The organism is Streptomyces sp. NPDC020807 (assembly GCF_040641575.1).
Taxonomy (GTDB): Bacteria; Actinomycetota; Actinomycetes; order Streptomycetales; family Streptomycetaceae; genus Streptomyces.
On record NZ_JBFADU010000003.1, the window covers coordinates 1 to 21,454 of the forward strand.

General features: G+C 71.9%; 17 protein-coding genes, 1 rRNA gene and 1 pseudogene. 10 read left to right on the plus strand and 9 right to left on the minus strand.

Going from position 1 to position 21,454, the window contains the following annotated elements:
- A 5S ribosomal RNA gene (rrf, locus tag AB0G79_RS05635) occupies nt 1–105 on the plus strand; the annotation flags it as partial.
- Nucleotides 106–196: 91 nt separating this feature from the next.
- Here rrf and AB0G79_RS05640 read toward each other — a convergent pair.
- Genes AB0G79_RS05640 through AB0G79_RS05660 form a run of 5 tightly spaced genes read right to left on the minus strand, consistent with a single transcriptional unit; the run spans nt 197 to nt 5,607 of the window.
- On the minus strand, nt 197–1,507 hold the full coding sequence (locus tag AB0G79_RS05640) for a DUF58 domain-containing protein (RefSeq protein WP_360800619.1): 1,311 nt from the start codon (nt 1,505–1,507) through the stop codon (nt 197–199).
- 12 nt (nt 1,508–1,519) lie between these two features.
- Entirely contained in the window at nt 1,520–2,503 is a 984-nt protein-coding gene (locus tag AB0G79_RS05645; protein WP_360800622.1) for a MoxR family ATPase, read from the minus strand.
- A complete protein-coding gene (locus AB0G79_RS05650; protein WP_360800624.1) occupies nt 2,500–3,708 on the minus strand; it encodes a DUF4350 domain-containing protein in 1,209 nt (402 codons plus the stop codon). The genes AB0G79_RS05645 and AB0G79_RS05650 overlap by 4 nt, the downstream gene beginning before the upstream one ends.
- Nucleotides 3,705–4,394, minus strand: a complete 690-nt coding sequence (locus AB0G79_RS05655; protein ID WP_360800627.1) for a DUF4129 domain-containing protein — start codon at nt 4,392–4,394, stop codon at nt 3,705–3,707. Before AB0G79_RS05655 ends, AB0G79_RS05650 begins: the two co-directional genes overlap by 4 nt.
- Before the next feature lie 4 nt (nt 4,395–4,398).
- Entirely contained in the window at nt 4,399–5,607 is a 1,209-nt protein-coding gene (locus AB0G79_RS05660) for a hypothetical protein (RefSeq protein ID WP_360800630.1), read from the minus strand.
- A gap of 381 nt (nt 5,608–5,988) precedes the next feature.
- Here AB0G79_RS05660 and mtrA point away from each other — a divergent pair, with 381 nt between their 5' ends.
- The 6 genes and pseudogenes from mtrA to AB0G79_RS05690 form a co-directional block, all read left to right on the plus strand.
- Entirely contained in the window at nt 5,989–6,666 is a 678-nt protein-coding gene (gene mtrA, locus AB0G79_RS05665; protein ID WP_024758631.1) for a two-component system response regulator MtrA, read from the plus strand.
- A 1-nt stretch (nt 6,667) separates the two neighbouring features.
- A complete protein-coding gene (mtrB, locus tag AB0G79_RS05670) occupies nt 6,668–8,683 on the plus strand; it encodes an MtrAB system histidine kinase MtrB (protein WP_360800634.1) in 2,016 nt (671 codons plus the stop codon).
- A gap of 91 nt (nt 8,684–8,774) precedes the next feature.
- Nucleotides 8,775–10,526, plus strand: a complete 1,752-nt coding sequence (locus AB0G79_RS05675) for an LpqB family beta-propeller domain-containing protein (protein WP_360801815.1) — start codon at nt 8,775–8,777, stop codon at nt 10,524–10,526.
- Nucleotides 10,527–10,703: 177 nt separating this feature from the next.
- On the plus strand, nt 10,704–11,531 hold the full coding sequence (locus AB0G79_RS05680; protein ID WP_360800637.1) for a ComF family protein: 828 nt from the start codon (nt 10,704–10,706) through the stop codon (nt 11,529–11,531).
- Nucleotides 11,532–11,773: 242 nt separating this feature from the next.
- Complete coding sequence (gene raiA, locus AB0G79_RS05685; protein WP_360800640.1) at nt 11,774–12,505, plus strand: ribosome-associated translation inhibitor RaiA; 732 nt, start codon at nt 11,774–11,776, stop codon at nt 12,503–12,505.
- A gap of 305 nt (nt 12,506–12,810) precedes the next feature.
- Nucleotides 12,811–13,485 (plus strand): annotated as a pseudogene (locus tag AB0G79_RS05690) (response regulator transcription factor); the annotation flags it as partial.
- A 27-nt stretch (nt 13,486–13,512) separates the two neighbouring features.
- Here AB0G79_RS05690 and AB0G79_RS05695 read toward each other — a convergent pair.
- Nucleotides 13,513–14,676, minus strand: a complete 1,164-nt coding sequence (locus AB0G79_RS05695) for a crosslink repair DNA glycosylase YcaQ family protein (protein WP_360800643.1) — start codon at nt 14,674–14,676, stop codon at nt 13,513–13,515.
- 40 nt (nt 14,677–14,716) lie between these two features.
- Nucleotides 14,717–15,304 (minus strand): GNAT family N-acetyltransferase, encoded by a 588-nt coding sequence (locus tag AB0G79_RS05700; RefSeq protein ID WP_360800646.1) that lies wholly within the window; start codon nt 15,302–15,304, stop codon nt 14,717–14,719.
- A gap of 239 nt (nt 15,305–15,543) precedes the next feature.
- On the opposite strand from AB0G79_RS05700, the gene secA reads away from it, so the two are divergent.
- Entirely contained in the window at nt 15,544–18,354 is a 2,811-nt protein-coding gene (gene secA, locus AB0G79_RS05705) for a preprotein translocase subunit SecA (RefSeq protein WP_360800649.1), read from the plus strand.
- Between the two features lie 68 nt (nt 18,355–18,422).
- Here the strand turns inward: secA and AB0G79_RS05710 are convergent, their stop codons facing one another.
- Nucleotides 18,423–18,971, minus strand: coding sequence for an Rv3235 family protein (locus AB0G79_RS05710; RefSeq protein WP_360800652.1), 549 nt, complete (start codon nt 18,969–18,971; stop codon nt 18,423–18,425).
- Between the two features lie 273 nt (nt 18,972–19,244).
- Here AB0G79_RS05710 and AB0G79_RS05715 point away from each other — a divergent pair, with 273 nt between their 5' ends.
- Both AB0G79_RS05715 and AB0G79_RS05720 read left to right on the plus strand, forming a co-directional pair.
- Entirely contained in the window at nt 19,245–19,751 is a 507-nt protein-coding gene (locus AB0G79_RS05715) for a hypothetical protein (protein WP_360800656.1), read from the plus strand.
- A gap of 43 nt (nt 19,752–19,794) precedes the next feature.
- Nucleotides 19,795–20,451 (plus strand): HAD hydrolase-like protein, encoded by a 657-nt coding sequence (locus AB0G79_RS05720; protein WP_360800658.1) that lies wholly within the window; start codon nt 19,795–19,797, stop codon nt 20,449–20,451.
- Nucleotides 20,452–20,511: 60 nt separating this feature from the next.
- Here the strand turns inward: AB0G79_RS05720 and AB0G79_RS05725 are convergent, their stop codons facing one another.
- Entirely contained in the window at nt 20,512–21,066 is a 555-nt protein-coding gene (locus tag AB0G79_RS05725; protein ID WP_360800661.1) for a DJ-1/PfpI family protein, read from the minus strand.
- Nucleotides 21,067–21,454: the final 388 nt, after the last annotated feature.

The window sequence follows — 21,454 nt, forward strand, 5'->3', positions numbered from 1 at the left end:
AGCGTTAGGGAAACGCCCGGTTACATTCCGAACCCGGAAGCTAAGCCTTTCAGCGCCGATGGTACTGCAGGGGGGACCCTGTGGGAGAGTAGGACGCCGCCGAACAATCATTGTGGGAAAGCCCCGCACCTTCTGGTGCGGGGCTTTTCTGCGTTTACGGCACGGAACCCCTTTCGGGAGTGCCTCAAGAAGATCGTCAGAGGCGGCCGGCGGCTTTCAGCGCGAGGTAGGCGTCGGCCAAGGCAGGGGCGAGGGTGTCGGGGGTGGCGTCGACGACGGTGACGCCGTGGCGGCGGAGCTGGTCGGCGGTGCGGGTGCGCTGGTTCTCGGTCTGGGTGGCCGCAGCGGCCTCGTACACCGCTTCTACCGATCCGCGGGAGTCGGCCATCGCCGTGATGCGGGGATCGGCGACGGAGGCCAGCAGAACCGTGTGGCGTTGGGTGAGCTGCGGCAGTACGGGGAGGAGACCCTCTTCGACGGGGGCCGCGTCGAGGGTGGTCAGGAGAACGATCAGCGAGCGGCGAGGTGCGCGGGCCAGGGCGGTGGCCGCGAGACCTCGGGTGTCCGTCTCGACGAGCTCCGGTTCGAGTGGGGCCAGGGCGTTGACGACGGCAGGGAGGACGTCACTTGCTGAGCGGCCCTGGACCTGGGCGCGGAGACGGCGGTCGTAGGCGAGCAGGTCGACTCGGTCGCCCGCGCGGGAAGCGAGGGCGGTGAGGAGGAGGGCGGCGTCCATCGCCGCGTCCAGGCGGGGGACGTCGCCGACGCGGCCGGCGGAGGTGCGGCCGGTGTCGAGGACGACGAGGATGTGCCGGTCGCGTTCGGGGCGCCAGGTGCGGACGGCGACTTCGGCGCGGCGGGCGGTGGCGCGCCAGTCGATCGAGCGGGTGTCGTCGCCGGGGACGTACTCCCGGAGGCTGTCGAACTCGGTGCCCTCGCCTCGGGTCAGCACGCTGGTGCGGCCGTCGAGTTCGCGGAGGCGGGCCAGGCGGGACGGCAGGTGCTTGCGGCTGGTGAAGGGCGGCAGGACGCGGACCGTCCAGGGGACCTCGTGGTTGCCCTGGCGGGCGGCGAGGCCGAGGGGGCCGTAGGAGCGGACGGTGACGCGTGCGGCGTGCCGGTCGCCGCGGCGGGTGGGGTGCAGGGTCGTGGTCAGGCGGCGGCGTTCGCCGGCGGGAACCGTCAGGGTGTGGCGGGAGGCGGCCTGGTCGGCGCCGGGGAGCCAGCTGCTGGGCGGCCAGGCGTCGCGGAGCCGGGCGCGGAGGCGGCGGGAGGACGGGTTGGCGACGGTGAGCTGGACTTCTGCGGCGTCACCGAGTCGAACGGATGTATCACCACTTCGGGTGAACTGGAGCGTTCGTACTGGCGCGGCCATCGCGTAGTCGCACAGAATTGCTAGCGAGAGGGGCGCGTTCACCGCGAGCATCCCCGCCCAGCTGGGGGCGAGGATGCCGACGGGGAGCGATCCGAGGGCGGCGATCAGGGCGGTTCGTCCGGTGAGGGCCATGAGGCGCCGTTCTCAGCGGGGGACGGGGACGTGGGCGAGGATCGAGTGGATGACGGAGTCACCGGTGACTCCTTCCATCTCGGCCTCGGGCCGCAGGTGGATGCGATGACGCAGGGTGGGGAGAGCGAGGGCCTTCACATCGTCCGGGGTGACGTAGTCCCGGCCGGTGAGCCAGGCCCAGGCGCGGGCGGTGGAGAGCAGGGCGGTGGCGCCTCGGGGGGAGACCCCGAGCGTGAGTGAGGGGGAATCACGCGTGGCACGACAGATATCGACGACATAGCCGGCGATCTCGGGGGAGACCGCGACCTTGGCGACGGCTGCCCGGGCGGCTTCGAGCTCGGCGGGGCCCGCGACGGGGCGGACGCCCGCGGCCTTCAGGTCGCGGGGGTCGAAGCCCTCGGCGTGGCGGGTGAGGACCTGGATTTCGTCCGCCCGTGAGGGCAGAGGGACCGTCAGCTTCAGTAGGAAGCGGTCCAGTTGGGCTTCCGGGAGCGGATAGGTGCCCTCGTACTCGACGGGGTTCTGGGTGGCGGCGACGAGGAAGGGTTCGGGGAGCGCGCGCGGGGTGCCGTCGACGGTGACCTGACGTTCCTCCATCGCCTCCAGGAGCGAGGACTGGGTCTTCGGGGGTGTGCGGTTGATCTCGTCGGCGAGCAGCAGGTTGGTGAAGACCGGGCCGGGCTGGAAGGAGAACTCGGAGGTCCGGGTGTCGTACACCAGGGAGCCGGTGACGTCGCTCGGCATGAGGTCGGGGGTGAACTGGACACGCTTGGTGTCGAGTTCGAGTGCGGCGGCGAGCGAGCGGACCAGCAGGGTCTTCGCGACGCCCGGGACGCCTTCGAGGAGCACGTGGCCCCGGCAGAGCAGGGCGACGACGAGACCGGTGACGGCGGGGTCCTGGCCGACCACTGCCTTCGCGATCTCGGTGCGCAGGGACTCCAGGGAGGCGCGGGCGCTGTCCGAGTCGGTGGGGGTCTCGGGGGTCGGGGCGCTCATGAGGTGCGTACCTCTCTTTCGAGGGCGTCGAGTTGGTCCGCCAGGCGGACGAGGGTGGCGTCGTCGGCGGGAGCCGGGCCGAAGAGGAGGGTCCTGGGGTCCGCGGTGGTCTGGGGGAGACGGGCGGAGAGTGCGGGGAGGAGGAGTTCGGAGGAGTGGGCGTCGCGGGTGGATACGCCGACGAGGGGGGCCAGGCGGGTGCGGGTCGCCGTGCGGAGGACCGAGGCGGCGCGGTCGCGGGCGTTCGCCCTGCGGTAGAGGCGGGCTCGGCCTTCGGTGGCCTCGGAGGCGTGGATGGTGACGGGAAGTCGCTCGGTGACCAGGGGGCCGAGGCGGCGGCCGCGCCAGAGGGCGGCGAGGAGGGCGGCGACGGCGAGTTGGAGTGTGCCCCACAGCCAGCCCGAGGGGATGAGTGCGAGGAAGTTGTCCGTGGTGTCGCCGGCGGGGGCGTCGGTGGTGGCCGAGGTGTCGGCGAGGGAGGGGAGGTACCAGACGAGATGGGGTCGGGAGCCGAGGAGTTGAAGGGCGAGCGAGGCGTTGCCCTGATGGGCGAGGCGGTTGTTGTAGAGGATGTCGGGCGAGCCGAGGAGGACGGTGTCGGTGGGGTTCGGGCCGGGGCCGGGGAGGCGGACGAGGGTCGGCAGGCCGTCGGAGGGGTAGCAGCTGTCGGCCTCGGTGCCGGCGGTGACGGTGTAGCGCTCGCCGCCGAGTTCGGCGGTGCCCGCGCGGACCGCGGCGGGCAGGGTGCAGGCGGGGGAGAGGGCGGAGACCGGGGCGCTGAGGGCGCTGGTGACGGTCGGGGCCAGGGTGTCGAGGGAGGTGCCGCCCGCGCCGACGAGGACGGTGCGGCCGGCGGATTTCGTCATCGTGGCGCGGAGGGCCGCCTGTTGGGGAGCGGTCAGCAGGTCCGGTGTGGTGACGAGGAGGGTGGCGCGGCTGTCGGTGGCGGCGGTGGCCTCGTCGAGGCTGGTGGCGACGGTGAGGGTGATGCCGTGCCCGCGGAGGAGCTCGGCCACGGCGCGGCTGCCGGTGGGGTCGGCGGAGCGGGGGTCGAGGGCGCCGTGGGCCTTGGTGGAGTTGAGGGCCGCGACGGTGATGCCGCCGATGAGGAGGAGAGCGAGGACGAGGGCGGCACCGCGGGTTCGGGTCCAGACCTGCCGGGCGGAGAGGGCGGTCGAGGTGGGGGCGGTGACCGGTCGGCTCATGAGGGCGTCCCCGTCGGGGCGGAGTCCAGGGTCGGGCGGGTCCGTTCCAGGGCGGTGTCGAGCTCTTCGACGCGACGGTACGCGGCTTCGTCGGCGGTGCGGCCGCCGTATGTGACGTCGTCGAAGGCGCGGGCGGCGAGGCGGAGGGCGTCGGCGTGGGCGGGGAGGGTGCGGGCGGCTTCGGCGGCCGCCTCGTCGGCGGTGCGGCCGGGGCGGTGGTCGAGGAGGGCGCGCTCTTCGAGGGAGCGGACGATGGCCCGCATGCGTTCCTGGACGGCCTGGTTCCAGTGGCCCGCGATGGCGTGGCGGGCGGCGGCCGCGCGGTGTTCCTCGGCGGTGCGCGGGCCGTCGGAGAAGAGGGAGTCGGCGGTGGCGCCGGGGGCTCGGTGGGGGGTGCCGAGGCGCCACCAGAGGGCGGCGACCAGGGCGATGCCCAGCAGGGCGACGGCGAGGAGGCCCACGAGGCCGCCGGGGGTGGACTGGGAGGCGGCGTGGAGGATGCCGTCGACCCAGTCCCAGAAGCGGTCGAGTCCGCGCTCGACGATGTTCGGGTCGTTCTCGTGGTACATCGGCTTGGACAGCTCCCGCTCCGCCGCCTCGCGGGCGGGGAGGCGGGAGATGTCCAGCGGTGCGTCGTCGGCGCGCGGGAGTGCGGGTGCCGCGGCCGATCCCCCCGTGACCGTCACGGCATCAGCCGCCGACGGTGTCGGTGCCCGGGGCGGTGCCGTAGCCGGGGATGCCGGCGGCCCGGGCCAGTTCGAGGTCCAGGGCTTCGCGGCGGATGCGCTGGTCCACGTAGAGGAGGACGTTCACGCCGGCCGTGATGGGGTACGTGATCGCGCTGATGATCACGCCGCCGATGCCCGTGACGATCAGGAAGGGCCAGCCGGAGTCGGCGGCGGAGTTGGAGAGGACGGAGCCGAAGCCGCCGTCGACGGCGAAGCCGATGATCGTGAACGGGATCAGGATGATCATGGCGAAGACGAAGACCAGCAGCTGCGTGAGCAGCGTGATGCCGAAGATCCGCCACCAGGAGCCCTGGACCAGCTTGGCCGAGCGCTTCAGCGAGGTCAGGACGCCCTGACGCTCCAGCATCAGCGCGGGGGAGGCCAGGTTGAAGCGGATCATGAGCCAGAGGGTGACGATGGCCGCGCCGAGGCCGCCGACCGTCGTCAGGGCGATACCGACCCCGCCGCCGATCAGGATGCCGGGCAGCACGCCGACGACGATGATGCCCGCGCTCATGACCCCGAGGAGCAGGGTCAGTCCGAGGAGCGGGAGCAGGCGGGGGCGGGCCTCGTGCCAGGCGTCGCCGAGCGAGACCGGGCGGCCCATGACGGCGCGGCTGACGACGACGGACAGCAGGGCGGTGCTGATGACGGTGGCGATCAGCGTGAGGAGCGCTTCGGGGCCGAGGCCGATCAGGGTGTTCTGAGCCTCCTGGACCGCCTGCTCCAGCTGTTCGGCCGGGGTGGCGTCGGGGCTGAGCGCCGGGGTGGTGGGGACCAGGTAGCGCTGGACCAGGATGCTGACGACCTGGGTGAAGACCGCGACGGGGATGGCGATGGCCAGGACCGTGCGCCAGTGGGTGCGGAGGGTCTTCACCGATCCGTCGAGGATCTCACCGACACCCAGGGGGCGGAGCGGGATCACGCCGGGCTGCGCGGCCTGGGGCGCGCCCCGCCCGCTGTGCGGGGACGGCGGACCCCACGGGCCGGAGGAGGACCGCGCCGGGGTCCGGTCGGCCGGTGGCGACCACTGGCCGGCGGGCGGCTGGTCCTTGGACCACTGGGAGGCGGAGCCGTCGGCGTCGGCGGGGGTGGGCCGGGAGGTTCCCGGGCCGTCCTGGCCGTCGGAGGGGGCGGATCCGGGCGAGGTCCAGCCCGGAGTGTCGTTCACGGTCGTCCACCTCGGAGGAATGGTCGCGGTGCCGGATCGGCGAACCGGCTCGGTCACGGCGGCCGACACCTGGGACGGCGGCGGGCCGGGTGCCATCGTGCCACGCGGGGCTCTGCCGTGGGCCGGAGTGGGCGCGTCTCGTTCGTACCTTTGTCCGTACCTTCGCGGTTCGTGCCGCGCGGGGCGGGGGCGGGGAGGAGACTGCCGGTCACGGGGTACGGTTCTGCGCGACCACGGGGGCACGGGGGTGACCTTTCATGACGGACATCAACACCCATGAACACGGGCAGTCATCACGGGTTGATCAGGGGCGTTGCCGCAGGTCAGTGAGGTATCTCACCAGTCGCCTCAGGACTGATACGGAAATGGGATGATGTCGATATGAAGGGACGCGTTCTTGTCGTCGACGACGACACCGCACTGGCCGAGATGCTCGGGATTGTGCTGCGGGGTGAAGGGTTCGATCCATCGTTCGTCGCGGACGGTGACAAGGCGCTTGCCGCGTTTCGTGAGGCCAAGCCGGATCTGGTGCTGCTGGACCTGATGCTGCCCGGACGGGACGGCATCGAGGTGTGCCGGCTCATCAGGGCCGAGTCCGGGGTGCCGATCGTCATGCTCACGGCCAAGAGCGACACGGTCGACGTGGTCGTGGGCCTGGAGTCCGGGGCCGACGACTACATCGTCAAGCCGTTCAAGCCGAAGGAGCTCGTCGCCCGGATCCGGGCGCGGCTGCGGAGGTCCGAGGAGCCCGCGCCGGAGCAGCTCACCATCGGTGACCTCGTCATCGACGTGGCCGGGCACTCCGTGAAGCGGGAGGGGCAGTCCATCGCCCTGACCCCGCTCGAGTTCGACCTGCTCGTCGCGCTGGCGCGCAAGCCGTGGCAGGTCTTCACGCGTGAGGTCCTGCTGGAGCAGGTCTGGGGATACCGGCACGCGGCCGACACCCGTCTGGTGAACGTGCACGTCCAGCGGCTGCGCTCGAAGGTCGAGAAGGACCCCGAGCGCCCGGAGATCGTGGTGACCGTCCGCGGTGTCGGTTACAAGGCGGGACCGAGCTGACATGAGCGAAGGCAGTGCTGCTCCGAAGCCCGGGATTCCGGGAGTCCGTACGGGGCGGGCTGCCGGACCGGGACGGGGGGGCCCGCGTTTCCGGCGTCTGCTGGGCGGGCGGCTCCTCAACGACGGGGCACCGGGTGGACCGGTGATCCGGCTGGTCGCGCGCTGGGTGCGTCGTCCGCTGCTGCCCGCCGTCCGGCTGTGGCGGCGGAACATCCAGCTGCGGGTCGTCACCGGCACCCTCCTCATGTCCCTCGGTGTCGTGCTGCTCCTCGGCCTGGTCGTCATCGGCCAGGTCCGCAACGGTCTGCTCGACGCCAAGGAGCGGGCCGCGCAGAGCCAGGCCGCGGGCGGGTTCTCCGCCGCGCAGGACCGGGCCGCGACCACGCCGTCGGGGCCCGGGCAGCAGGAGGGCGCGCGGGACGGTTCGTCCGTGAACTGGCGCTCCACGCTGGTCGAGCAGCTCGCCAGCGGCGGGCAGAGCGCGTTCAACGTCGTGGCCCTGTCGCTGGACACCGGCGTCGGCGCGAGCCGCGGCGCACGGGCCTCCGGCGAGGTCGACCCCACCACGAGCATCCCCGCCGACCTGCGGCACAACGTCGCGCAGGGGGCGGACACCTTCCAGAAGTCGACCCGGATCCACTACACGAACGACAGGCCGTCCGAGGCCGGTCTCGTGATCGGCAAGCGGCTGAACGACGCCGACGGCACCCCGTACGAGCTGTACTACCTCTTCCCGCTGACGCAGGAGGAGGACTCCCTCACGCTGGTCAAGGGCACCCTGGCGACCGCCGGGCTGTTCGTCGTCGTCCTGCTGGGCGCCATCGCCTGGTTCATGGTGCGGCAGGTCGTCACGCCCGTCCGGATGGCCGCGGGGATCGCCGAGCGGCTCTCCGCCGGGCGCCTCCAGGAGCGGATGAAGGTCACCGGCGAGGACGACATCGCGCGGCTCGGCGAAGCCTTCAACAAGATGGCGCAGAGCCTCCAGGTCAAGATCCAGCAGCTGGAGGAGCTGTCGCGGATGCAGCGGCGGTTCGTCTCCGACGTCTCGCACGAGCTGCGCACGCCGCTCACCACGGTCCGGATGGCGGCCGACGTCATCCACGAGGCCCGGGTCGACTTCGACCCCGTCACCGGCCGCGCCGCCGAACTCCTCGGGGACCAGCTGGACCGCTTCGAGTCGCTGCTCTCCGACCTCCTGGAGATCAGCCGCTTCGACGCGGGAGCCGCCGCGCTCGAAGCCGAGCCGATCGACCTGCGCCAGGTCGTGCGCCGGGTCATCGGCGGTGCCGAGCCGCTCGCCGAACGCAAGGGCACCCGGATCGTCGTCCTCGGTGACGAACAGCCCGTGGTGGCCGAGGCGGACGCCCGCCGGGTCGAGCGCGTGCTGCGCAACCTCGTGGTCAACGCCGTCGAGCACGGCGAGGGCCGGGACGTCGTGGTGAAGCTCGCCGCGGCCGGCGGGGCCGTCGCCATCGCCGTACGCGACTACGGCGTCGGCCTCAAGCCCGGCGAGGCGACCCGGGTGTTCAACCGTTTCTGGCGGGCCGACCCCGCTCGTGCCCGTACCACCGGTGGCACGGGTCTCGGTCTGTCGATCGCCGTCGAGGACGCGCGGCTGCACGGCGGCTGGCTCCAGGCGTGGGGCGAGCCCGGGGGCGGTTCGCAGTTCCGGCTGACGCTGCCGAGGACCGCGGACGAGCCGCTGCGCGGCTCCCCGATCCCGCTGGAACCCGAGGACTCGCGGCGCAACCGGGAGCAGGCGGCCGCCGCCGGCCGCGTACAGGAGGAGAGCGCGCGGGCCGCGGCGGTGCCCGCGCAGTCCGCCGGTGACCGGCCGGCGCTCCCCGTGCCGCCGAGGCTTCCCGCGCAGCCGCGGGCGACCGTCGATCCGACGGCCCTGCCCGGCAGCGGTGCCCGGGTGGTGGCGCGTACGGCGGCTGACGCCGACGGCGGCGGGGCGGGGACGGCCGGAGGGGCAGGGTCCGTGGAGCGGGAGGACGGGACACGTGGGCGCTGATTCCCGAGAGGGACGCGCGGGGTGGGGCAGGAGCAGCCGGGCCGTGGTGCTCGCCGTGTGCGGCGGGCTGCTCGCGACCGGTTGCGCGACGATGCCCGACAGCGGGGACGTCGAGGTCGTGAAGGGGGCGAACGCCGGGGACTCGCAGGTGCGGGTCTACGCCGTCGCGCCGCGGGAGAACGCCGATCCGGACGAGATCGTCGAGGGCTTCCTGGAGGCGATGACCAGTGACGACCCCGGCTTCGCCACCGCGCGCAAGTACCTGACGAAGCGGGCCCTGCGGAACTGGAAGCCGGAGCAGAGCATCACCGTGCTCTCGAACGCGCCCGGCCGTCAGCCGACCGACCGTGACGCCGACCCTGACAGCAGGAGCCGGGTCTATCCGCTGTCCGGTCGGCAGATCGCGACGGTCGACGCCCGGCACGCGTACAAGCCGGTCGCCCCCGCCGAGTACCTCCAGTCGATCCACGTCGTGCAGCAGCCCGTCGCGAACGGGAAGGGCAAGGAGTGGCGCATCGACAGCCTGCCCCCGGGCCTGGTGCTCGGCGAGGCGGACTTCCTGCGCAACTACCGGTCCGTCAACAAGTACTACTTCGCGTCCGGCGAGGACTGGGTCGTGGCCGACCCCGTCTACATCCGGCAGCGGCAGGACCCGGTCACCCGGATGGATCCGGTGACGCAGACGGTCAAGGCGCTTCTCGAAGGGCCGACGAACTGGCTGAAGTGGGCCGTCGACTCGTACTTCCCCTCCGGTACGCAGCTGAAGCCGGGAATCACCTCGCTGACGCCGGACGACACCTCCACGCTGAAGGTGCCGCTCAACAAGGAAGTGGGCGGCGAGGCCTGCCGGCGGATGGCGGCGCAGCTCCTCTTCACGTTGGGCGACCTGACCTCGGTCCGCGTCGAGCAGGTCGAACTGCAGAACGCGTCGGGCCGCTCGCTGTGCCGGATGGGCCAGGGGCAGGCGTCGGAGTTCGCGGCGGTGCGCAGCAGTGTGCCCAGGGAGCGGCCGTACCTCCTGGACCACGGCAAGCTGATGTCGCTGAACGTCGAGGGCAAGCAGGACGACGCTGCGGTGGAGGTGCCGGGGCCGTTCGGCCAGGGCACGACGCCGCTGACGTCGGTCGCGGTCGACCGCGGCGAGACCCGTGCCGCGGGGGTCGCGGCGAACGGGCGCGACCTGCTCGTCTCCTCGATCACCACCGAGCAGGACCCGTCTCCGGCCGTGCTGACGAGCAAGGGGGTCCGCCCCGGGGACCGGCTGTCGGCGCCGAGCTGGGACGGCAGGGGTGACCTGTGGGTCGCCGACCGGAACCCGGCGTCGCCGCACCTGTGGTTGGTGCCGGACGGTTCGGGCGAGCCCGTCGAGGTCCGGACGCCGTGGCTGACCGAGGGGACGCGGGTCGAGGCGCTGCGGGTCTCGGCGGACGGGGTGCGGGTCGCGCTCCTCGTCACGCGCGGCGACCGCACCACGCTCCAGATCGGGCGGGTCGAGCGGCAGGCGTCGGGGGCGGAGCCCGCGGTGTCCGTCGTCGAGCTCCAGCCGGTCGCCCCGCGGATGGAGTCGGTCACGGCCGTCTCCTGGGCCGGTCCGAGCCGGTTGGTCGTGGTCGGCAAGGAGGCGGGGGGCGTCCAGCAGATCCGCTACCTCCAGACGGACGGTTCGACGTCGGCGAGTTCGGTGCTTCCCGGGCTCAACGGGGTGACCTCGGTCGCCGCGCCGAACAGCGACAACGCGCCGGTGGTGGCGGACTCCGGGAACGACGGCATCGTCCGCCTCGCCCCGGGGACGAACTGGCAGCCACTGCTCAAGAAGGGCGACCTGCCCGTCTACCCCGGCTGACCGAAACGGCACGGCACGGCCGCCGGGCCCCCGGGCCGCCGGTGGGCGTCGGTCCGGCGGGCGCCCGGTGCCGGTCCGGCCGGGGGTACCTGACGTACTCCGCCGGACGGTGAGGGAGCTCTCGTCGGGTTTTCCACAGGGGTGGTCCGCAACGGCCGGAGCGCGCACAGTGGAGTCATGCGGGGGTGGTGGCGCGAGATCGCCGGGCTGGTGCTGCCGGTCGCCTGCGGCGGGTGCGGCGCGCCGCGGACGGCCCTGTGCGGGGCGTGCGCCGGTGAGTTGACCGACGGCGGGCCGCGCCGGGTGCGGCCCGCGCCCGAGCCGGCCGGGCTGCCGGTGGTCCATGCCGTCGCGCCGTACGCGGGTGCCGTACGGGAACTGCTCGTCGCCCACAAGGAGCGCGGGGTGCTGCCGCTCGCCGGGCCCCTCGGCGGGGCGCTCGCCGCCGCCGTGGCGGCCGCCGACGGGCCCGCCACCGGCTCAGCGGCTCCTCCGCTGCTCCTCGTGCCGGTGCCGTCCTCGCGGAGCTCCGTACGGGCGCGTGGCCACGATCCGACGCGGCGGATCGCGCTGGCCGCGGCCGTCCGGCTGCGGCGCGCGGGCCGGGACGCGCGGGTCGTCTCCGTGCTGCGGCAGCGGCGTTTCGTGGCGGACCAGGCGGGCCTCGGGGCGCGCGGGAGGCGCGCGAACCTGGCCGGGGCGCTGGAGGTCGTGCCGGGCGGCGGGCGGCTCCTGGAGGCCGGAAGGGTGGTTCTCGTCGACGACGTGATGACCACGGGCGCCTCGCTCGCGGAGGCGGCTCGCGCCCTCGGGGACGTACACCCGGCGTTCATTCCGGCATTACCCAGGGGAATGGCGGAGGCGGCGGCACGGAGCGCGCCGGAAAGATCCGCGCAGCACGAATTCGAACAGCGGCGGGCGGCTGTAATCGCATCCTCTCCCTCTTCGTTCGAAATAAACGGGAACTCGCCAGGAACTTGCATCGTTGCAGGTGGTGAGAGGTGAAAGCACCCGAACGGAGGTAAGTCTCGGCAGAGGGTGCCGACACCCGTCCGAAGGGGCTATGTTCGGTTGTGAGGAATGGCGAATGCCAGAGCCTCACAACAAACATGGTTGCGCCTACAGGACAGGAGTTAAGGGCGAATTAACCTCGTGCCGGTGGGATGAGGATCGTGCCGGCGGGGGAGGAGAGGTGAAACTCGCCAAGTCCGAGCTCCGGTGACCACCGGAGTCTGGTGCAAAGGGAGATGCCCGGCGGCCAAGGAGCCGACCAGGGCGATCCGGGAACGGAGTTCTGCGTGGACATCGTCGTCAAGGGCCGCAAGACCGAGGTGCCCGAGCGGTTCCGCAAGCACGTGGCCGAGAAGCTGAAGCTGGAGAAGATCCAGAAGCTCGACGGCAAGGTGATCAGCCTCGACGTCGAGGTGTCCAAGGAGCACAACCCGCGGCAGGCCGACCGGTCCGACCGCGTGGAGATCACCCTCCACTCCCGAGGCCCGGTGATCCGGGCGGAAGCGTCCGCAGCCGACGCGTACGCAGCCCTCGACCTCGCCAGCGACAAGCTGGAGGCCCGGCTGCGCAAGCAGCACGACAAGCGCTACACCCGCCGTGGCAACGGCAGGCTGTCGGCGGCGGAGGTCGGGGACGTGGTGCCCGGCGCCGCCCAGCTCAACGGGGACGGCCAACTCGCGGTCGACGAGCCGGACAAGGTGCCCACCACGATGATGGGCTCGATCGAGGTCCAGGGCGAAGGCCCCATGGTGGTCCGTGAGAAGACCCACCGGGCCGCTCCCATGACGCTCGACCAGGCGCTCTACGAGATGGAGCTGGTCGGCCACGACTTCTACCTGTTCGTCGACTCCGACAACAAGCAGCCGAGCGTCGTCTACCGGCGACATGCGTACGACTACGGCGTCATCCACCTGGAGAGCGACCCGCTCGCCGAGGGCGGCGGCGCCGGTGGTGCGCTGGGCGGCTGACCGGCCGCCGCCGCACCGCACCCGCACATCAGGATGTCCCTCCGGTGCCCCTGGAGCGCGTTTCGCGCCCCCAGGGGCACCCTCCTGCGTCCGTGGGCACCCCTCGCGTCGCCGGGGCATGAAATCATGTCGTGCACGCCAACCGGTGCTCTGTGGGCAGTGGTTGGAGGACCGGAATCGAATTCAGGCCACGGCCTTCAGGGGGAGGAACGATGGCGGACAGCTTCGGCCCGGTACTCAGCGGGCGTGGACCCTATGGCGAGGTTCCTCCGGAGAGTGCTCCGGAGCGTTCGGAACCGGACAGCGGCGGCTACCGCAAGGAGCCCATCCGCGTTCTCGTCGTGGACGACCACGCGCTCTTCCGCCGAGGCCTGGAGATCGTCCTCGCCCAGGAAGAGGACATTCAGGTCGTCGGCGAGGCCGGCGACGGGGCCGAGGCCGTGGACAAGGCCGCCGACCTGCTCCCCGACATCGTCCTGATGGACGTCCGGATGCCCCGGCGCGGCGGGATCGAGGCCTGCACCTCCATCAAGGAGGTGGCCCCCAGCGCGAAGATCATCATGCTGACGATCAGCGACGAGGAGGCCGACCTCTACGAAGCGATCAAGGCGGGCGCCACCGGCTACCTCCTCAAGGAGATCTCCACCGACGAGGTCGCCACCGCGATCCGGGCCGTCGCGGACGGCCAGTCGCAGATCAGCCCGTCGATGGCGTCCAAGCTCCTCACCGAGTTCAAGTCGATGATCCAGCGCACCGACGAGCGCAGGCTCGTGCCCGCGCCCCGGCTGACCGACCGCGAGCTGGAGGTCCTCAAGCTCGTCGCGACCGGGATGAACAACCGGGACATCGCCAAGGAGCTGTTCATTTCCGAGAACACGGTGAAGAACCACGTGCGGAACATCCTGGAGAAGCTCCAGCTGCACTCCCGCATGGAGGCCGTGGTCTACGCGATGCGGGAGAAGATCCTCGAGATCCGCTGAGGCCCGGCCCGGCCCGGCCCCGGCCCGCTAGGCGAGTGCCTTGAGGAGCGGGGCCGCCAGGTGCGGATGGTTAAGGCGCTCCACCGCGACCGTGTCGCAGCCGACCCACTCGGCCGCCTCGCGCAGCGCCTGGGCCACCGCGGGGACGGCCTTGGGGCCGTCCAGGGTGATCTGGCGCGCGACGAGCGTCGAGCCCTCGCGGGCCGGGTCCACGCGGCCGACCAGCCGGCCGCCGGCCAGGACCGGCATCGCGAAGTAGCCGTGGATCCGCTTCGGCTTCGGCACGTAGGCCTCGAGGCGGTGGGTGAAGCCGAAGATCCGCTCCGTGCGCGGCCGCTCCCAGATCAGCGAGTCGAACGGCGAGAGCAGCGTCGTCCGGTGCCGGCCGCGCGGCTCCGTCGCCAGCGCCGCCGGGTCCGCCCACGCGGGCTTCCCCCAGCCCGCGACCGTCACCGGCACCAGGCCCGAGGCCTCCACCACCGCGTCGAACTGCTCGGTCTTGATGCGGTGGTAGTCCGCGATGTCCGCGCGCGTGCCCACGCCGAGCGCCTCGCCCGCCTGCCGCACCAGGCGCCGCACGCACTCGGTGTCGTCCAGATCGTCGTGGCGCAGCTCCGGCGGGATCGCCCGCTCCGCCAGGTCGTACACCCGCTTCCAGCCCCGCCGCTCGGTGACGACGACCTCGCCGAACATCAGCGCCCGCTCGACGGCGATCTTGGAGTCGGACCAGTCCCACCACTCGCCCTTGTTCTTCGCGCCGCCCAGCTCCGTCGCCGTCAGCGGGCCCTCGTCCCGCAGCTGGGCGATCACCTTCTCGTACGCCCCCGGGGACAGCTCGTGGTGCCAGTGCGGGCGGTCGCGGTAGGCGCGGCGGCGGAACGCGAAGTGCGGCCACTCCTCGATGGGCAGGATGCTCGCGGCGTGCGACCAGTACTCGAAGGCGTGCGCCTCCGACCAGTACGCCTTCTCGACCGCCGGCCGGCCCACCGCGCCGAGGCGCGCGTACGGAACGAGCTCGTGCGAGCGGGCCAGGACCGAGATCGTGTCCAGCTGGACCTGGCCGAGGGCGCGCAGCACCCCCCGGACACCGGCCCTGCGGTCGGGCGCGCCCAGGAAGCCCTGGGCCCGCAGGGCGATCCGGCGGGCGTCGTCGGCGGACAGTTCGGCGGCGGGGCGCGGAGCGGTCGTCATGATCCGCACCCTAGAGCGCGGCACTGACATCCGGCCGGTGTCAGGCCTGGGCGGGCTCCTCGCGGGCCGGGAGGTACGGCACCGGGCTCGGCAGACCGAAGTCGGAGGGGAGCAGCGAGGCCACCCAGCCGTCCCGGAGCGTGCCCTTGTTGGCGAGGCCGGCGCGCTGCACGCCCTCCAGCGCGAAGCCGACGCGTTCGGCCACCGCCCGCGATCCGGCGTTGCCCACCTCGGCGTGCCAGACCAGGCGGACGCAGCCCAGGCCCGTGAAGGCCCAGTGCGCCACGGCCCGGACCGCCTCCGTCATGTAGCCCTGGCCCCGGTGCGCCGCGTCGAGCCAGAAGCCGACCTCCCAGATCCCGACGCCGCGACTGGTCAGCGCGATCGACGCCAGCAGCGGGCCGCCGGCCAGCGGCTCGACGGCGAAGGCGTAGGAGTTGTCGTCGCGCCAGCCGTCGGGGACCAGCCGGTTCACGAAGAACTCGGCGTCCGGCCGCGTGTAGGGGTCGGGGACGGTGGTCCAGCGGCGGATGGCCGGGTCCTGGCAGATCTCGTACACCGCGTCGATGTCGTCGGGGACGAAGTTCCGCAGACGCAGACGGTCGGTGGTGAGGGTGATGGGGTCCATGCCGGGATTGTGGTGACCTCGCGGATCGGAAGCGAACACTTTTCGGGTGGGGCGGCACCTTCCGCCCACCTCGTGCGTTCTCTCTGAGGGCGGCCTTGCGGCTCGGGCACTGCGGGCCTCCCTTCGCGAGGGCGGTCTCGCTTACGATGGCCGTTGCGGTGGGGACCACCTGCCGTGCCCGCGCTCGCGTCCTTCACCAGACCCAGTGCCAGGCCCGACCGGCAAGGAGACCAGCCTCAGTGTCCGTCTTCAACAAGCTCATGCGTGCAGGCGAAGGCAAGATCCTGCGCAAACTGCACCGCATCGCGGACCAGGTCAACTCCATCGAAGAGGACTTCGTCAACCTCTCCGACGCCGACCTGCGGGCGCTCACCGACGAGTACAAGCAGCGGTACGCCGACGGCGAGAGCCTCGACGACCTGCTTCCGGAGGCCTTCGCGACCGTCCGCGAGGCCGCCAAGCGCGTCCTCGGGCAGCGCCACTACGACGTCCAGCTGATGGGTGGCGCCGCGCTCCACCTCGGCTACGTCGCGGAGATGAAGACCGGTGAGGGCAAGACCCTCGTCGGCACCCTCCCCGCGTACCTGAACGCGCTCTCCGGCAAGGGCGTGCACCTGATCACGGTCAACGACTACCTGGCCGAGCGCGACTCCGAGCTCATGGGCCGGGTGCACAAGTTCCTGGGCCTGACGGTCGGCTGCATCCTCGCCAACATGACCCCGGCGCAGCGCCGCGAGCAGTACAACTGCGACATCACGTACGGCACGAACAACGAGTTCGGCTTCGACTACCTGCGCGACAACATGGCGTGGTCCCAGGACGAGCTCGTCCAGCGCGGCCACAACTACGCCTGTGTCGACGAGGTCGACTCGATCCTCGTCGACGAGGCCCGTACGCCGCTGATCATCTCCGGCCCGGCCGACCAGGCCACCAAGTGGTACGGCGACTTCGCGAAGCTGGTCACCCGCCTCACCAAGGGCGAGCCCGGCAACCCCCTCAAGGGCATCGAGGAGACCGGCGACTACGAGGTCGACGAGAAGAAGCGCACCGTCGGCATCCACGAGGCCGGCGTCGCCAAGGTCGAGGACTGGCTCGGCATCGACAACCTCTACGAGTCGGTGAACACCCCCCTCGTCGGGTACCTGAACAACGCCATCAAGGCGAAGGAACTGTTCAAGAAGGACAAGGACTACGTCGTCATGGACGGCGAAGTCATGATCGTCGACGAGCACACCGGCCGTATCCTCGCCGGTCGCCGCTACAACGAGGGCATGCACCAGGCGATCGAGGCGAAGGAGGGGGTGGCGATCAAGGACGAGAACCAGACCCTCGCCACGATCACCCTCCAGAACTTCTTCCGCCTCTACGACAAGCTGTCCGGCATGACCGGTACGGCCATGACCGAGGCCGCGGAGTTCCACCAGATCTACAAGCTCGGCGTCGTCCCGATCCCGACGAACAGGCCGATGCAGCGCAAGGACCAGTCCGACCTGATCTACCGGACCGAGGTCGCCAAGTTCGCCGCCGTCGTCGACGACATCGCGGAGAAGCACGAGAAGGGCCAGCCGGTCCTCGTCGGCACCACCTCCGTCGAGAAGTCCGAGTACCTCTCGCAGCAGCTCTCCAAGCGGGGCATCCCGCACGAGGTCCTCAACGCCAAGCACCACGAGCGCGAGGCCAGCATCGTCGCGCAGGCCGGCCGCCGCGGCGCCGTCACCGTCGCCACGAACATGGCCGGTCGCGGTACGGACATCAAGCTCGGCGGCAACCCGGACGACCTCGCCGAGGCCGAACTGCGTCAGGCCGGTCTCGACCCGGTCGACCACGTCGAGGAGTGGGCCGCGGCCCTCCCCGCCGCCCTGGAGCGCGCCGAGAAGGCCGTGAAGGCGGAGTTCGAGGAGGTCAAGGACCTCGGCGGGCTGTACGTCCTCGGCACGGAGCGCCACGAGTCGCGCCGTATCGACAACCAGCTCCGCGGTCGTTCCGGCCGTCAGGGCGACCCGGGCGAGTCCCGCTTCTACCTCTCCCTCGGCGACGACCTGATGCGTCTGTTCAAGGCGCAGATGGTCGAGCGCGTCATGGCCATGGCCAACGTGCCGGACGACGTGCCGATCGAGAACAAGATGGTCACCCGCGCGATCGCCTCCGCGCAGTCGCAGGTCGAGACCCAGAACTTCGAGACGCGCAAGAACGTCCTGAAGTACGACGAGGTCCTCAACCGCCAGCGCGAGGTCATCTACGGCGAGCGTCGCCGCGTCCTGGAGGGCGAGGACCTGCACGAGCAGATCCAGCACTTCATGGACGACACGATCGACGACTACATCCGCCAGGAGACCGCCGAGGGCTTCGCGGAGGAGTGGGACCTCGACCGGCTGTGGACCGCGTTCAAGCAGCTCTACCCGGTGAAGGTGACCGTGGACGAGCTGGAGGACGCGGCCGGTGACCGGGCGGGCATCACCGCCGAGTTCATCGCGACCTCCGTCAAGGACGACATCCACGAGCAGTACGACGCCCGTGAGAAGCAGCTCGGCTCGGAGATCATGCGCGAGCTGGAGCGGCGCGTGGTCCTCTCCGTCCTGGACCGCAAGTGGCGCGAGCACCTCTACGAGATGGACTACCTCCAGGAGGGCATCGGCCTGCGCGCGATGGCGCAGAAGGACCCGCTGGTCGAGTACCAGCGCGAGGGCTTCGACATGTTCACCGCCATGATGGAGGGCATCAAGGAGGAGTCCGTCGGCTACCTGTTCAACCTGGAGGTCCAGGTCGAGCAGCAGGTCGAGGAGGTCCCGGTGCAGGCGAGCGCTCCGTCGCTCGACAAGCAGGACGCCGTGCCGGCGGGCGCCGGGCGTCCGGAGATCCGCGCCAAGGGGCTCGACGCCCCGCAGCGTCCCGACCGGCTGCACTTCTCCGCGCCGACCGTGGACGGCGACGGCGGCGTGGTCGAGGGTGATTTCGCCTCCGACGGCGACGAGTCGGGCGACGGCCTGACGCGGGCGGAGCGCCGCAAGGCGCAGAAGAACGCGAGCGGTGGGCGTCGTCGCAAGAAGTGACGCCGTCGACGCCGTGACGGCGTGAGCGTGGTGGAGGGGTCGGTGCCCGGTGGGCGCCGGCCCCTTCGTCATGGGCGGAGGGCGGCGGCGGTGCCGAGGCCGTCGAGCTCGACGGCGGCGCAGCGCCAGCGCAGGTCGTCGCCGCGCTCCAGGCGGAAGGCCATGGCCCGTACGCGGTGACCGGTGGCGATGCTGGCGAAGGCCTCCATGACCGTGCGGCGGGGGTCCGTCTGGACGGCGCAGCGGCGCAGGACCGGGCGGGGGCCGAGCGAGCGCAGGGGCGTGGTCGTGGCGAGCAGGACGAGCTGCTCGTACGCCTCTCCGACGGTGTGGCCGAGCATCCAGTGGACCGGGCGCTCGCCGCTGAGGACGGCGAGCAGGCGCTCGGCGAAGAGGGTGTGCGGCGGGCGGGCGCGGGGTGCGGTCTGCGGGTGCGTTCCGGCGGCGCCGCGCGGTCGGGTGCCGGCGGGGCCGCCGGGGGCGGTGCGGGGGCGGGGGGTGCGGGGGGTGTGCGGACGGGTGGTGGCGGTGGGGACGCCGTGTGCGGTGGCGGTGGAGGTAATGGCGGTGGCGGTTGCGGTGATGCCGGTTGCGGTGGTGGGCGGCGTGGTGGTCATGAGATCCCCTGTCGTTGCGTAACCGGCTGGTACCAGTCAGTAACTTCTCTTGGAGATCTTGTACGGGCGGGGTCGGAACCCTCGCAAGGCGTCGCTGACCTCGGGCGTGTACGCAGGGTGATTCACCTATCCGGGTGGTCGCGCGGGAAATCGGCTCTCCGGGGTCCCAGGCGCGCGGCCCCGGCGGTGGACGGCGGCGCGTCCGGCCCCCCAGCCCGAAGGGGGACTCCGCACGTATCCTGAGGGCCTCTCCGTCGACGAAAGCGGCCAGCCATGCGCGTGTACGTTCCCCTGACCCTCCCCGGTCTCGCACAGGCGCACAAGGCGGGCGAGCTGGGCCCCGGCCCGCTGACCGCCTACGCCGTCACCCCCGCGCTGCGCGAGTGGTACGTCTCCGACGACATCGAGGAGCTGGAGTACGCGGCGCTCAACCGGGCCGCCGCCGCCTCCCTGCGGCTGCTCGCCGGTGCCCCCGAGGCGCCGCGGCGCCGGATCGTCGTCGCCGTCGACGTGGCCGACGGTGCCGCCGTCGCCGACCCGGACCGGGGTCTCGACGCCGACTCGATCGGCGAGGTGCGGATCGCCGGCGCCGTGCCGATGGCCAGGGCGGCGGCCGTGCACGCCGACGCCGACGACGCCGAGGCGGACGTCAGCGCGGCGGCCGCCGCGCTCGGGGCGGCGGACCGGGGCGACGACGACGCGCGGTTCGTCGTGGACGGTGCCGAGGACCACGAACTGCTGTGGTTCGGCGTGCAGGAGATCCCCGGCCTGCTGGGCTGAGGGCCGCGGCTTCGCCGTCAGTGGGCCCGGGTACCGTTTTTCCATGGGGAAGCACGGAAAGCACCTGGTCTGGGACTGGAACGGCACACTGCTCGACGACACCGGCGCGGTCATCGGGGCGACGAACGCGGCCTTCGCCGAGCTCGGGCTCGCGTCGATCACGCTGGAGCGGTACCGCGAGCTGTACACGGTGCCGGTGCCGAAGTTCTACGAGCGGCTGCTCGGGCGCCTACCCACCGACGAGGAGTGGCTCGTCATGGACGGGGCCTTCCACCGGCACTACTGGGAGCGCGCGGTCGGCTGCGGGCTGACCGAGGGCGCCTCCGAGCTGCTCGCCGCCCGGCAGGCGTCCGGGCACACGCAGTCGCTGCTCTCGCTCGCGCCGCACGCCCGGCTCATACCGCTCGTGCGGGAGCACGGGATCGAGGAGCGCTTCGTCCGGGTGGACGGGCGGCCCGACGCGTCCAACGACGGCAAGTCCGGGCACATGGTGCGGCACCTCGCGGCCCTCGGCCTGCCCGCCGACCGGATCGTCGTCATCGGGGACGCGGCGGACGACGCGGTGGCGGCGCTGCACGTCGGCGCGAAGGCCGTGCTGTACACCGGGGGATCGCACAGCCGGACGTCCCTGGAGCGGGTCGGCGTCCCCGTCGTGGACTCCCTGGCGGAGGCGGTCGCGGTGGCGGAGGAGCTGGCCTAGGAACGCCCCCAGGCCGCACCCGCCGCGGCGCCGGCGACCGCCCCCGTGCCGTCGGGCCGGTCAGGCCTTCGTGCGGAGGATCTTCAGGAACTCGCGCATCCAGGTCGGGTGGTCCGGCCAGGCGCGGGAGGAGACGAGGAGGCCGTCGACGACGGCCGCCGAGTCCTGGAAGGTGGCGCCGGCCGTCTGCATGTCGATCTCGAGCGCCGGATAGGCCGTGACCCGGCGGCCCTCCAGGGCGCCGACGGCCGCCGTCAGGAGCGGGCCGTGGCAGATCTGGGCCACCGGCTTGTCCGCGTCGAAGAAGGCCTTGAGGATCTTGCGGAGCTCCGGGTCGTTGCGCAGGTACTCCGGCGCGCGGCCGCCGGGGATCACCACGGCGGCGTAAGCGCCCGGGTCGACCTCCGAGAACGCCAGGTCCGCCGGCCACGTGTAGCCGGGCTTCTCGGTGTACGTGTCGTAGCCCGGTTCGAAGTCGTGCACGACGAAGCGGAGCTGTTTGCGGGCCGGGGCCGCGATGTCGACTTCGTACCCCTCTTCGAGCAGCCGCTGGTAGGGGTACATCACCTCCAGCGACTCCGCCGCGTCCCCGGTCACGATCAGGATCTTCGCCATGGCTCTCCCAGATCAGAGGTGGTTCCTGCCGGTCCCCACGCTGCCCGCGCGGAGACGTCTTGCCAAGAGGGCCTGTGTCGCTGTCCATAACGTCAAACTTCCACCCCCTCTTTTGTACACATACGGCTCATGACGGTTCGGGGGTCGGGAGCGATAGGCTTTTCCCGTGATCAGCGCGATACGCCGAGGGGGCAGTGAAGCCCCCGGCTGCCGCCCGGCACGCGACAGCGGCCGGGCCCACCGTGCGTTCGCCGATCCCTTCCGTCCGGTCGCGCCGCGTTCCGTGGCCGATAACGAACCGGGCATCTCTCATTCGGGCATAACGTCGTCTTCGACCGGAATCACCGCGTCGTGGCGTTGTGCCCTTTCTTCCACCGACGTCACGCAA

Bases quoted from the DNA above. Each gene is read 5' to 3' on its own strand.
- AB0G79_RS05640 (WP_360800619.1), bottom strand. From the start codon at position 1,507: ATGGCCCTCACCGGACGAACCGCCCTGATCGCCGCCCTCGGATCGCTC.
- AB0G79_RS05645 (WP_360800622.1), bottom strand. From the start codon at position 2,503: ATGAGCGCCCCGACCCCCGAGACCCCCACCGACTCGGACAGCGCCCGC.
- AB0G79_RS05650 (WP_360800624.1), bottom strand. From the start codon at position 3,708: ATGAGCCGACCGGTCACCGCCCCCACCTCGACCGCCCTCTCCGCCCGG.
- mtrA (WP_024758631.1), top strand. From the start codon at position 5,989: ATGAAGGGACGCGTTCTTGTCGTCGACGACGACACCGCACTGGCCGAG.
- mtrB (WP_360800634.1), top strand. From the start codon at position 6,668: ATGAGCGAAGGCAGTGCTGCTCCGAAGCCCGGGATTCCGGGAGTCCGT.
- AB0G79_RS05675 (WP_360801815.1), top strand. From the start codon at position 8,775: ATGCCCGACAGCGGGGACGTCGAGGTCGTGAAGGGGGCGAACGCCGGG.
- AB0G79_RS05680 (WP_360800637.1), top strand. From the start codon at position 10,704: ATGCGGGGGTGGTGGCGCGAGATCGCCGGGCTGGTGCTGCCGGTCGCC.
- raiA (WP_360800640.1), top strand. From the start codon at position 11,774: ATGCCCGGCGGCCAAGGAGCCGACCAGGGCGATCCGGGAACGGAGTTC.
- AB0G79_RS05695 (WP_360800643.1), bottom strand. From the start codon at position 14,676: ATGACGACCGCTCCGCGCCCCGCCGCCGAACTGTCCGCCGACGACGCC.
- AB0G79_RS05700 (WP_360800646.1), bottom strand. From the start codon at position 15,304: ATGGACCCCATCACCCTCACCACCGACCGTCTGCGTCTGCGGAACTTC.
- AB0G79_RS05710 (WP_360800652.1), bottom strand. From the start codon at position 18,971: ATGACCACCACGCCGCCCACCACCGCAACCGGCATCACCGCAACCGCC.
- AB0G79_RS05715 (WP_360800656.1), top strand. From the start codon at position 19,245: ATGCGCGTGTACGTTCCCCTGACCCTCCCCGGTCTCGCACAGGCGCAC.
- AB0G79_RS05720 (WP_360800658.1), top strand. From the start codon at position 19,795: ATGGGGAAGCACGGAAAGCACCTGGTCTGGGACTGGAACGGCACACTG.
- AB0G79_RS05725 (WP_360800661.1), bottom strand. From the start codon at position 21,066: ATGGCGAAGATCCTGATCGTGACCGGGGACGCGGCGGAGTCGCTGGAG.